Source organism: Bacillus sp. AC266 (assembly GCF_979253805.1).
Genome location: NZ_CEEDEC010000004.1, coordinates 412,487 through 424,406, shown reverse-complemented (window position 1 = coordinate 424,406; position 11,920 = coordinate 412,487). Strand labels below are relative to the sequence as shown.

Genomic DNA, 11,920 nt, shown 5'->3' with positions numbered 1-11,920 from the left:
CATTCATTTGTCCATTGGGGACTTATTCCATATGAACAAATGGAATATAAAAAAGCTATTTGTTTTTACTATCCCTCCGTTTCTATACACGTTCTCTGATAAAAACAAATTATGTTCAAAGTAATATTATGTATAACGTAAAACAAAATGCATATTCAAACAGTTATATGGAATGAAATATGCATAATTCGACAAAAAATGTCGAAAAAACACTGATAAAAGGAACGATATCAGCCCTTTATATGTGAGATGATTTTCATGTAAAGTTGGTAAAAAAGAATGGTTATAAAGGTAAGTTTTACGATACATGCTAACCAAAGTAATGTATCCCATTGTGAAGGCCAGTTTTTCGCCTTAAAGTTATGTGGAAATAAAAATCTAGATAGGGTTGATTTTGGTCAGGATGAAGACAATATGTACTTTGAACATAGTTATCTGTTTTGTCAAAAGAGAGTTGTACGCTTAGTGGACCGAAGTTTAGGTATTATTGTTCCTTACATATTAGACGAATATAAGGTGTTTAGAATATTCGACTAAATCATTTCTCCGGTCATTTTTGAAGTTATTTTACATAATAAAAAAGAAGGTATTTCAAACTATAGTGATATCATCTTTTGTTAAAGATAATGATGAATAACCTCCGCTAAAGATTATATACTTAAATGATAAAGAGTTCAATAACATTTCATATATTTTCCAAAAGTGAAAAAAACGACCGTTTTAGTAGAAGAAATCTACAAATCGATCGTTTTTTATTTTATATTTCTGTTAAAATAATCGGTTCACCGCGTGTTACGACAACTGTATGTTCACATTGTGCAACAAGGCTTTTGTCTGGTGTAACGAATGTCCAACCATCATCACCGCGCTCAATAATATGATCAGCTTTCATAGAAATAAATGGTTCTACAGCGATAACAAGGCCGTCTTTTAGAAGCGCATTATCCATTGGATCATAGTAGCTTAAAATGTGGTTTGGAGCTTCGTGTAAGCTAAGACCAATACCGTGACCAGTTAAGTTTTGAATAACGTTATATCCACTTTTATGTGCAAAGTTAGAAACAGCACGACCAATTTGATTTTGTTTTGAGCCAGCTTTTACTTTTTTCATTGCTTCCCAAAATGAGTCTACTGCTGCTTGGCAAAGTTTTTCTTTTTCTTCATCGTCGCCAAGAACAAATGAGATACCTGTATCTGCATAATATCCGTCAAGTGCGGCCGATACGTCTACGTTTACTAAATCGCCTTCTTTTAATACGCGATCGCTTGGAATGCCGTGAGCAACTTCTTCGTTTACACTAATGCAAGTTACACCTGGGAATTTATATTCTTTTTCAGGCGCTGAAATAGCACCGTGCTCATCTAATACTTTTTTACCAATTAAATCAAGCTCTTTCGTTGTCATACCTGGCTTCGCTTGCTTTTTCATTTCTTCGCGTGCAAGTGCAACGATGCGGCCGATTTTTCGTAAACCTTCTAAATCTTGTTCATTACGAATAATCATGAAAACCACTGTCCTTCCTCGAATATATGTCTTATCCGATTGTATCATGTTTATTTTGCTCCTGCTACTCGCGTGCGGTATGCGGGTTGATTCCTCTCATAAAGAATACATGACAATTGTCATATTGATGTCATGACGCATCATACTGTTTCCTAACTTTTCCAGAGCATACAATGTAAATATAAGAAACGGCGGGGGTGGAGAGATGGAAAAGATTATTGAAGTAAATGGTGTTTCTAAAACATTTAAACATAAAAAAGCAGTAAATAACGTTTCATTTCATGTAAATAAAGGGCAAATAGTAGCATTACTCGGTCCAAATGGTGCGGGGAAAACAACGACAATTTCAATGATGCTCGGATTAAAAGATCCGACAGAGGGGAATGTCTCTATATTTGGAAAGAGTCCGAAGCATAGAGATGTTCGTAATAGCCTTGGTGCGATGCTACAAGAAGTAAGTGTGATTGATAGTATCACGGTAGAAGAGGCAATTGAGTTATTCCGTAGTTATTATACGAATCCAGTAGCGAAAGAAACATTACTTCAGCTATCAAATTTAGAATCAGAGCGAAAGCAAAGATGTGAGAAATTATCGGGTGGCCAAAAGAGAAGGTTAAATTTTGCACTGGCACTTGCAGGAAATCCAGAGTTGTTATTTTTAGATGAACCAACTGTAGGGATGGATATTACGTCTCGAAAAACGTTTTGGGAAACGATTAGAAAATTAGCAAGTGAAGGGAAAACGATTATTTTAACAACACATTATTTAGAAGAAGCGGATGCGCTAGCGGATCGAATTTTATTATTTGCGAACGGAAAGATTATCGCAGATGGCACACCAGATGAGATGAAAGCGACGATTTCTAGAAAAACAATCTCGTTTTATTCGAAAGAGAAAATTCCTAAGAGTTTACTAAAGGAATTACCGCATGTAACAGAAGTACAGTCAAATGAAGGGCGCTTCACTTTAACGACGGAAGATACAGATGCCACTTTACAAGCAATTTATCAGAGGAATCTACCTGTAACAGACGTTTCAGTTGAACGTGGAAGCCTCGATGAAGCATTTGAACAGTTTGTTGCAAATCAGAAGGAGGGAATCGCATGAGATCATTATGGATGCAATGTAAAATAGAGGTTTTACGTACGTTCCGCAATAAATTATTCATCTTTTTCTCATTATTAATGCCAGTTATGTTTTATTACATCTTTACAAATGTTGTTCAAGTCCCGCAAAACGGAGATGCATGGAAAGCACATTATTTAATTTCAATGGCGACTTTCAGTATTGTAGGGACTGCCCTTTTTAGTTTCGGTGTGAGACTTTCTCAGGAAAAAGGGCAAGGATGGACACATTTGTTAAAAATTACACCGCTTCCAGAGGGGGCATATTTAGCAGCTAAAATTATTGCTCAAACAGTAGTGAATGCTTTTTCAATCTTAGTTATTTTTATGGCAGGAATATTAATTAATAATGTTGAGTTAACGATAGGTCAATGGATTGGTGCCGGATTATGGTTATTATTAGGCGTGACACCATTTTTAGCACTCGGAACAGTAATAGGTTCGATCAAAAAGGCGGATGCAGCTGCTGGCCTGGCTAATATTTTAAATATGAGCTTAGCGGTAGTTGGCGGATTATGGATGCCGATAGAAGTATTCCCAAAAGTATTAAGGTCTATTGGAGAATGGACACCGACATATCATTTTGGTAGTGGGGCATGGGATATTGTAGCTGGGAAGTCAGTTGGGTGGGAAAATATCGCGGTACTAGGAGGTTATTTCCTTATATTTGTTGTAGTATCAATATATATAAGGAAAAGACAGGAAGCGGTATAAATGATAGAGAAGAAGTTTGAGATTTTTCCGAAACAGATGGGTTTCTTCCCATATATGTGGTTAGTGTATCTGTTATTTCCGATTTACCATCTAACGCAGGTATCAGGGTGGAAACTTGGGATAGGGAGCGGTATGTTGGTGCTTTTTATTATCACATACCGTCAACTTTATTTTGTTAATAAGACGTTCATTTTATGGGCATGTATTCAAATGGTACTCATCTTTTTATTTGCCTTATTTTATAATGCTTTTATGATATTTTTTGGTTTTTTCACGGCAAGTGCGATGGGCTTTGCGCCAAGTAAGAAAGTATTTCGAGTGTTGTTAGGACTGTTGATTACAATGCTTGGGGCCTTTATATTCGTATATTTTAAGCATTTAACAACTACAAATTTAGTGAATATAGTTCCAATGTTTATTTTAATGCTTCTTACGCCATTTGGAATGCGTAATTTTAATCAAAAAAAGATGTTGAAAAATCAATTAAACGAAGCAAATGAACAAATTAAAGACTTAGTAAAACGTGAAGAGCGCCAGCGAATTGCAAGAGATCTTCATGACACGTTAGGACACACATTATCTCTCATTACTTTGAAAAGTCAGCTCGTGGAGAAGTTAATTGTGAAAAATCCAGATCGTGCAAGTATGGAAGCGAAGGAAATTACACAAACATCTCGCACCGCTTTAAAACAGCTGAGAGAATTAATTTCTGATATGCGTATGATTACAGTGGAAGAAGAACTTGAGCAAATAAAAGCGATTTTGCAAGCTGCCAATATTGAATTAGAAGTAAAGCAGGAGGCTAATTCTAGCTCGTTATCACCAATTGAACAAAATATTTTAGGTATGTGTTTACGTGAAGCTGTTACGAATGTCGTGAAGCATAGTAAGGCAAAGGCATGTACAGTTTCTATATTAGAATCACAAGGTGAGTTGATTTTGAAAGTAGAAGATAATGGCGTCGGTTTGGAAAATCAAAGTCATGATGGAAACGGTATTCGAGGTATGAAGGAGCGGATTTCTCTTATTGATGGAGTAGTTGAACTGGATACGATCAATCCAGGGACACTGTTAACGGTGAAAGTTCCAATTGTAATTAGAACAGGAAAAGATGAGGTGAGGGCATGATTCGAATTATTATTGCAGAAGATCAACGAATGCTTCGTGGTGCATTAGGAGCCCTGCTTGATCTAGAAGATGATATTGAAGTAGTTGGGCAAGCGGCGAACGGTGAAGAGGCCTTAAAGTTAATTGAATCGTTAGAGCCAGATATAAGTATTATGGATATTGAAATGCCAATTCAAAGTGGATTAGATGTTGCAGAAACTTTAAAGAAAGAAAAATCATCTTGTAAAGTAATGATTTTAACAACATTTGCGCGTCCTGGGTATTTTGAAAGGGCAATGAAAGCTGGTGTGCACGGATATTTGTTAAAAGATAGCCCAAGTGAGGATTTAGCTTCGGCGATTCGTAACGTAATGAAAGGGAAACGAGAGATTTCTCAAGAGTTAATGTTTGGCTTATGGCAAGAGCAGAATCCGTTATCGGATCGTGAAAAAGAAGTGCTGTTACTTGCGAAAGAGGGAAAGACAGCAAATGAAATTGCGAAGGCACTTTATCTTTCACCTGGTACAGTGCGTAATTATATTTCTGAAGTATTAACGAAGCTCGATGCGAAAAATAGGATTGAGGCAATTACAATTGCGGAAGAAAAGGGATGGATATGAAAAAGAAGTTTACCTATAATCGGTAAACTTCTTTTTTGCTTATTTTCCTTTTTGTACTTCTACTACTTTACTAATTTTTGCTAGTGCTTTATATCCATGTGCTTGGAAAGCCTTTTCGAATTCTGTCGATGTTGTATTGCCATATAAATCTTTTGCAGCCTGTACGATGTGGGATTGAAGTGATTCAAAATCTTCTGCTGAGGTTGCGTAATTTTGCAATGCACGCATAACAACTTTACTTACTTTTTCATTTCCTTGTCTTTGAACAGATATACCGTTATACGTTTTACCTTCAGCTAATTGATATAATACATGGCTGATAATTCCAGAATTCACGTGAGATTCTTGATCATTTCCATCATTATAGAAATCTTTTAAGTTTGTGTATAGTTTGTTGCCGCCATCACCAATTTCCCCTGGGATGTCACGAATTGTTAGACCACCTAACGTATCACCCATAATCCAATTTCCTTTATCTTTCTTTACGTAATATTCTATTTGTGTACCCCAAAAATCTGCTAGACCTTCATTTAGCGCAGATGTTTCAGCACTTGGATATCGCACAATTTTATTTTTCGTCGTACCACTAAATACAGCATGTCCAAATTCATGAGCTGTTACGTCAAGAGCAGAGGTTAATTTTCCATTTAGCCCGTCACCAAAGACCATTTGATTCCAACCTGGATGCCAAAATGCATTTACATAGTTTTCTTTTACACCATCACTAACTTCAGTAGAATCAAATCCGTGGACGCTAGCAACAACTTTTGAGTCTTTATTATTGTAACTTTTCAGATTATGTTCTTTCTTAAAATAGTCGTAAATATCACTCATATTTTTCATAACACCAGCTGCTTCTTTATCTAAGAAGTTAGAGTTATCGCTTGAAATAAGTGTCCCTGGATAACCAGCTTGGCTATCGCCACCAAGGGAATCAGCGTAGTTTGCGTTGTAAATATAAATACCATTTCCGCGGGATAAATCAGCTAAATAAAATTTTCCATCAGAGCCTTTCGCAATATTAAATAATACATTTTCTTGTAGCGCATTTTTCCCAGTTCCTTGTTCTTTCGCTGGTGATAGTTTAGGTGCTGTTACTTGATTAATAGTTTTATTCTCTTTATTTTTAATAAACTTTTCTTGGAAAAGTACTTCACCAGTTTGTAAGTCCATGATTGCATTTCCGTTTATAACTTGTTCATTGTTTTCATAAGTAAATGTAAGGACCGTTGCGTATGTATAGTAGCCATCTTTTTTCTTATAAACTACCGTTTCGCTAGAAAATTCTGTTTCTGTCGCATCACTTGGAATTTGAAGTATATTGCGTAATTTAGATTTTACTTCATTTTTCGACAAAAAATTTGTTATAGTAAGATTAAGTTGTTGGTCTAAATTTTGGGCAACTTTACCACTAACAGTTGTAATTACTCCATTTTTATCTACTTTTACAATGAGATCTTGACCATATACTTTATAGTTTTTGTATGTTTGTGCAAGGCGTAATTCGGTTTGATTTTCTTTTGTTTCTTTATTTGTAGGTTGAAAATCGACATTCTTTTCAGTAGTAACTTGCTCTTGTTGAGCTTTAGCCCCATTTACCTCACCTTTTAAATACTTTTTAGCAATATTCTCTTTTGTATCGTTTTGAGGTTGTGTTAATTTTCCGATTGTTAAACCAGGCTGAGCAATTTCAACTTTTACTTCATTTTTATCTAATTCTTGAGCGTGAATAACTTCTGTTGATAAAGGACAAAGAAGACCGAATGTAACGAAAGCACTAGCAAGTTTTCTATAATTCATCTATAACACTCCTAATCTTGTATTGTGTATGTGAGATGAATTGTATGAGGAATTTGCCGAATTTTATATATATTATGCATTATTTCATATCAAAAATTGTCGAATGCACATTATTGTAGTGGTATGACAACTTAAAAAATTAGATTGTTATAATGGGACGGTGAGCAAGTATGCACGCAGAAAAACTAGGAAGCGAAATAAAGAAAATTAGGGGAATGAGAGGATTAACACAGAAACAACTCTCCGATAATGTATGTCATCAATCGGAGGTGAGCAGAATTGAGTCGGGCGCGGTATACCCAAGTATGGATATATTGCAAGGTATTGCAGCAAAGTTACAAGTTCCCATTATTCATTTTTATGAGGTACTCATTTATTCTGATATCGAGAGGAAAAAGCAGTTAAAAGATCAAATCATTATGCTTTGTAAGCAAAAGAAATATAAAGAAATATATAATAAAGTATGGAATGAACTGAAAAAGGAAGAATATCATCCTGAGTTTCAGCAGTTTCTTCAATGGCAATATCATGTATCTGCGTATGTGCTAAAGAAGATTGATTATGAATATTGTATTCTGGAGCTAAAAAAGCTACTAAATCAACAGTTAACTGGAATAGACGTGTATCAAAAACTTTATATAGAAAATGCAATTGCAAATATTTATGCTGAAAATGGTTATTTTAAGAAGGGTATGGAGTTATTTGAAGGTATATTAAAGCAATTAGAGGCATTGCCTGAAAATAAAGAGTTTGATGTGAAGGTAAGACATAATCATGCAAAAACATTATACTTAGATAATCAATATGAAGAAGCACTTTATCAAATAAATAAAGCCATTGAAATATCATGTCGAATTAATAGTATGGCATTGATTGGACAGTTATACTATCAAAAAGGTGAATGCTTAGAAAAGCTAGAGTATGATGGGGCAGAGATTGAAGATGCTTATGAAAAAGCTTGTTTCTTTTTCGATATATTAGAAATGCATGCGTATAAAGAAACGCTTATAAAAAAAATGAAGAAATAAAAACGACCTAAAAAATAGATATGCATAATTGCATACGATATGGATAAATTTTCATGATATATTAAAAGAAAAATGTGGGTGATGGAATATGAAAAAACTACTTATTGGTAGTCTATTAACGTTAGCGATGGCATGGGGTATTTCATTAGCAGATACAGCTTTAGAGAAAAGCCAAGTAATTTCTCATAATGATCAAGAGGTACAATTAGCTTCAGATATGCCTTTTGAGTATTAAAAAGCAACCGTCTTACTTAGACGGTTGTTTTTTTATGGAGTAACATCCAAACATCTTTACTAGAAACAGGTTTGCTAAAGAGGAATCCTTGAATGTGGTCACAGTTTTGTTCATGTAAAAACTTCCATTGTTCTTCTGTTTCTACACCTTCCGCAATAACCTCTAAATTTAATTCTTTCGATAGCGTAATAATGGAAGCGATAATCGCTTCTTCTAAAGGGCTATTTGTAATTCCACAAATAAATTCTCGAGCAATTTTTAATGTATTGATTGGATATTTCGTTAAATAAGCTAAAGAACTATAACCAGTTCCAAAATCATCAATTGAAATTTGAATACCAAGATTTTGAAGTTCTTCTAGTTTAGCAATTACAGAATGATTTTGATTAATCGCGATACTTTCTGTAATCTCAATATCTAGCGCTTCCGGCTTTAGTTCGGTTTCTTCCAAGACTTTTGAAATAGTTGATATTAAATCTGCGTGATTGAATTGAACAACAGATAAATTTACACCAACCTTTAAGTGAGAAAATCCTTGGTTATGCCACTTTTTTGCTTCTAAGCAGGCGGTATGTAAAATCCAATTACCAAGTTCAATAATAAATCCTGTTTCCTCTGCTAGAGGAATGAATTGGGCAGGCGATACAATTCCGAGTTTTGGATGTTTCCAGCGAATTAATGCCTCAAAACCGATAATTTGTTTTGTTTTTGTATTTACTTGTGGTTGATATTCAAGGAAAAATTCATTTTGTTGTAGAGCTTTTGAAAGTTCACCTTCTAGGAAGTGTATTTCATTTTGCGCAATACTCATTTCTTTTGAGAAGAAAATAAATCTATTTTTTCCATTAGCCTTTGCTCGATACATAGCCATATCTGCATTTTTCATTAATTCGGTTACATCGGTTCCGTAGTCAGGGTACATCGCAATTCCGATACTCGGTGTAACAGAAAGTTCTTCATCTTTAATAAAGTAAGGCTTATTTAAAATAGTTAAAATTTGTTCAGCCATAAAAGAAGCACTTTTTTCAGAGTACATATCTGGTAATAGAATCGTAAATTCATCTCCGCCTTGGCGGGCAACGATATCTTTTGAACGCAAACATCCACGTAATCTTTTTGCTACTTCAATTAATAATAAATCCCCGACATCATGGCCGAGTCGATCGTTAATTTTTTTAAACCGATCTAGGTCGAGGAACATAACCGCAACGTCATTAGTGTTGTTTTGAGCCAGATTTAAAATCGTTTTTAAATCTTTTTCGAATTTCCGTCGATTCGGTAGTCCTGTAAGTGCATCATGGAAAGCCATATGCTCTACTTGCTTTTGTTTTTCATATAAAGTTGTAATATCACGTGCGATACCAAACATCCCAACAACTTCTTTATTTATAAAAATAGGGATGAATGTAATGTGAAGGTGATAATAATAGCCTTCTTTTTCTTTTGTACGAATTTCTAGAGTTTGTGGTCTACCTTCTTTTGTAATTTGTAAAGATTTCTTCAATAATTCATGATCTTGTGGATCAATGAAGTGTTGAAGAGAATAGCTTGTTACTTCACAATAATAGGCTGTAAATAAACTTTCACAAGCCTTATTAGATTGTTGAAAAATCCCGTTCATATTTAAAGAAAAAACAGCATCAGGATGATCTTCGAATAAAGATTTATAACGTTGTTCACTTTTTGATAGGGCAGATACACCTTCTTCAACTTCATCTTCTAGTTGTGTAGTCAACTGTTCATACGTATCGATTAATACTTGATTATCTTTCCACATGTAAAGTTGTCGTAGGAATAATAATACTAGTGATAATACTAGACCGATTAGCATGAACTTATCATCCCAAGGTTGAATAACAACAAAGGAAAAAGTAATGATTATACTAAAATAAGGTAATATAAAGCGTACATAATCAAATCGATAATACTTTGTTTTCGTTTTATGCTGTATTGGTTTATCTAAAATGTATAGTATGGAAGACAAACCAATTAATAAAATTGAAGCAGTATGTATTAAGTAAGAGACTTCAGAAGAAGTTTCCATCCCTGCGTTTAATTGAAACAGATGTATATATCCGTACACAAGTATGATAGTAAAGCCGATAATTAATGAAATTCTGCTAGAAGAATATTGTTCTCTTCTATATAGGCTAATAACGGCGTAAATTACTAATGATTGTGCAATAAAGTATCCAATTAAAACCCAGGTATCTGTTGTTAACATACGAAAGCTTGAAAGATCCAAAATAAAAGTTAAGGTAAAATAAATATTCATAATAACAATAAAGATGCTATCGAATGAAAATTGAGCAAGGCCTCTAATAGAGTAATGTTTTATGAACTTTATAGCAAAGCCAGAGAAGAGTAAAATATATTGTACGATGAAAAAGGGCAACGCCTTATATGAGAATATGACTTGATCATATATAGAAAGTGAATGAAGAAATAAAGTTATCTCCATTGTCAATCCACATAGGCAAGTGCATAGTACTAAAACCCAAAATAGTTTGTCACCGCGCTTCATTTTCTTAATTGCTTTATATAGGCAATAGCAAGAAAAGAGTGTAGCAAAACAAAATAAGAAGAGAATGCCAATTTCTTTTATATTCAAGCTCTTAGGAATAAGGAATATCCAAAGAAAAAATATAATTATATACATCATGACAAAGTGTACATATTTTTTTTGATTAATCATATTATGACTCCGTTTCAATAAAGTTGAATCGCAGGTGGAAAATGCTAATTCCAATCATAGCATATAAAATAGGGTGTTTTTTACTAGAAAAATTACTTTTTTTGAAAAAAATAGCGCAACGTTACAATTTACCATTGCAATGTTGCGCTATTTATTCTTTTTATTCCTCTTATAGAGGATAGTTCACATATTAATTGTAGCATTGCTAAATCTTTCTGTTTACTTTCAATCATAATATCAAAATTATGATTAATTTTTTTTGTAATGTGTAAAAAGGGTTTAATAAATTCTAAATCAATATAATCTGCGTGGGCCCTAAATTCTTTTTCTGATCTAGGAGAAGAAATATGAACTTTAGGAAGGACATTTGTATGTGACCAAGTTTTAAATATCATAGGAAGCAATTCTTCTAGCGGTTCATTACAAAGGTTCGCTATATGATGATGATAATCGAACACGAAAGGGATTTTTTCTTTTTGACAAATGGCCAAAGTTTCAGAAGTTGTATACGTTTTATCGTCATTTTCAAGGGTCATTTGTCTTTTTATATGGTAAGGGAGTTTTTGTATATTTTTATGAAAACGTTCGATTGCCTTTTCCTTATTTCCATACGCGCCACCTACATGGATATTAATGTAGGAAGAATCTGCAATTCCCATAGCATTTAACACGTTATAATGATAGGTCATATCTGTAATTGCATTAGTTGTAATATGTGGTTTGTCGCTTGTAAATAGTGTGAATTGGTTGGGATGAAAACTTACGCGTAAATTGTGTTCTTGAATTAATGCTCCTATTTTACGCCATAGTGGAGCAAATATTTGAATGTAATCAAATTCAACTTCAGGATGTGTTGCAAGCGGGACGATAGAAGATGATAAACGATATAATGGAATTTCGTGTGCAATATTGTAATGAAGGATGCGTATTGTGTGTTCTAGATTTTGCAGTGTAACATTATATAATTTATCTTCACGCTCTTGTTTTTTTAGCTTTTTCCAGCTTGTAAATGTCATTGTTTTGGCAGGCGAACAGTCCCATAATGCCGTAGCATGTGAGACATATCCAAATCGAATTATCATATGTGATGCA

At 34.0% G+C, this 11,920-nt stretch carries 10 protein-coding genes; 6 read left to right on the top strand and 4 right to left on the bottom strand.

The window, feature by feature from the left end; all coding sequences use genetic code 11:
- Positions 1-757: 757 nt before the first annotated feature.
- On the bottom strand, positions 758-1,552 hold the full coding sequence (gene map / locus AC0IXC_RS19170; protein ID WP_080001788.1) for a type I methionyl aminopeptidase: 795 nt from the start codon (positions 1,550-1,552) through the stop codon (positions 758-760).
- Between the two features lie 157 nt (positions 1,553-1,709).
- Here map and AC0IXC_RS19165 point away from each other — a divergent pair, with 157 nt between their 5' ends.
- Genes AC0IXC_RS19165 through AC0IXC_RS19150 form a run of 4 tightly spaced genes read left to right on the top strand, consistent with a single transcriptional unit; the run spans position 1,710 to position 5,070 of the window.
- The gene (locus AC0IXC_RS19165; protein ID WP_061673819.1) at positions 1,710-2,612 is read left to right on the top strand and encodes an ABC transporter ATP-binding protein; all 903 of its coding nucleotides are present in this window, start codon (positions 1,710-1,712) and stop codon (positions 2,610-2,612) included.
- Positions 2,609-3,343, top strand: a complete 735-nt coding sequence (locus AC0IXC_RS19160) for an ABC transporter permease (RefSeq protein ID WP_215590508.1) — start codon at positions 2,609-2,611, stop codon at positions 3,341-3,343. Before AC0IXC_RS19165 ends, AC0IXC_RS19160 begins: the two co-directional genes overlap by 4 nt.
- Positions 3,344-4,471, top strand: coding sequence for a sensor histidine kinase (locus AC0IXC_RS19155; RefSeq protein ID WP_044438292.1), 1,128 nt, complete (start codon positions 3,344-3,346; stop codon positions 4,469-4,471).
- Complete coding sequence (locus tag AC0IXC_RS19150) at positions 4,468-5,070, top strand: response regulator transcription factor (protein ID WP_044438293.1); 603 nt, start codon at positions 4,468-4,470, stop codon at positions 5,068-5,070. The genes AC0IXC_RS19155 and AC0IXC_RS19150 overlap by 4 nt, the downstream gene beginning before the upstream one ends.
- 39 nt (positions 5,071-5,109) lie before the next feature.
- On the opposite strand, the gene AC0IXC_RS19145 is transcribed toward AC0IXC_RS19150, so the two are convergent.
- Positions 5,110-6,870, bottom strand: coding sequence for a M4 family metallopeptidase (locus AC0IXC_RS19145; protein ID WP_215590505.1), 1,761 nt, complete (start codon positions 6,868-6,870; stop codon positions 5,110-5,112).
- A gap of 170 nt (positions 6,871-7,040) precedes the next feature.
- Here AC0IXC_RS19145 and AC0IXC_RS19140 point away from each other — a divergent pair, with 170 nt between their 5' ends.
- Complete coding sequence (locus AC0IXC_RS19140) at positions 7,041-7,898, top strand: helix-turn-helix domain-containing protein (RefSeq protein WP_044438295.1); 858 nt, start codon at positions 7,041-7,043, stop codon at positions 7,896-7,898.
- 88 nt (positions 7,899-7,986) lie between these two features.
- Positions 7,987-8,133: a quorum-sensing peptide PapR gene (locus AC0IXC_RS19135; protein ID WP_002068556.1), complete on the top strand. Its 147-nt coding sequence runs from the start codon at positions 7,987-7,989 to the stop codon at positions 8,131-8,133.
- 16 nt (positions 8,134-8,149) lie between these two features.
- On the opposite strand, the gene AC0IXC_RS19130 is transcribed toward AC0IXC_RS19135, so the two are convergent.
- Together AC0IXC_RS19130 and uvsE are read right to left on the bottom strand one after the other, a co-directional pair.
- A complete protein-coding gene (locus AC0IXC_RS19130) occupies positions 8,150-10,828 on the bottom strand; it encodes a DUF4084 domain-containing protein (RefSeq protein WP_471653157.1) in 2,679 nt (892 codons plus the stop codon).
- A gap of 128 nt (positions 10,829-10,956) precedes the next feature.
- A complete protein-coding gene (gene uvsE / locus AC0IXC_RS19125; RefSeq protein WP_471653156.1) occupies positions 10,957-11,910 on the bottom strand; it encodes a UV DNA damage repair endonuclease UvsE in 954 nt (317 codons plus the stop codon).
- Between the last annotated feature and the right edge of the window lie 10 nt (positions 11,911-11,920).

What these genes read in the sequence shown, in the direction of transcription:
- AC0IXC_RS19135 (WP_002068556.1), top strand. Translation starts at nt 7,987, where the DNA reads ATGAAAAAACTACTTATTGGTAGTCTATTAACGTTAGCGATGGCATGG.
- AC0IXC_RS19150 (WP_044438293.1), top strand. Translation starts at nt 4,468, where the DNA reads ATGATTCGAATTATTATTGCAGAAGATCAACGAATGCTTCGTGGTGCA.
- AC0IXC_RS19130 (WP_471653157.1), bottom strand. Translation starts at nt 10,828, where the DNA reads ATGATTAATCAAAAAAAATATGTACACTTTGTCATGATGTATATAATT.
- map (WP_080001788.1), bottom strand. Translation starts at nt 1,552, where the DNA reads ATGATACAATCGGATAAGACATATATTCGAGGAAGGACAGTGGTTTTC.
- AC0IXC_RS19155 (WP_044438292.1), top strand. Translation starts at nt 3,344, where the DNA reads ATGATAGAGAAGAAGTTTGAGATTTTTCCGAAACAGATGGGTTTCTTC.
- AC0IXC_RS19165 (WP_061673819.1), top strand. Translation starts at nt 1,710, where the DNA reads ATGGAAAAGATTATTGAAGTAAATGGTGTTTCTAAAACATTTAAACAT.
- AC0IXC_RS19145 (WP_215590505.1), bottom strand. Translation starts at nt 6,870, where the DNA reads ATGAATTATAGAAAACTTGCTAGTGCTTTCGTTACATTCGGTCTTCTT.
- uvsE (WP_471653156.1), bottom strand. Translation starts at nt 11,910, where the DNA reads ATGATAATTCGATTTGGATATGTCTCACATGCTACGGCATTATGGGAC.
- AC0IXC_RS19140 (WP_044438295.1), top strand. Translation starts at nt 7,041, where the DNA reads ATGCACGCAGAAAAACTAGGAAGCGAAATAAAGAAAATTAGGGGAATG.
- AC0IXC_RS19160 (WP_215590508.1), top strand. Translation starts at nt 2,609, where the DNA reads ATGAGATCATTATGGATGCAATGTAAAATAGAGGTTTTACGTACGTTC.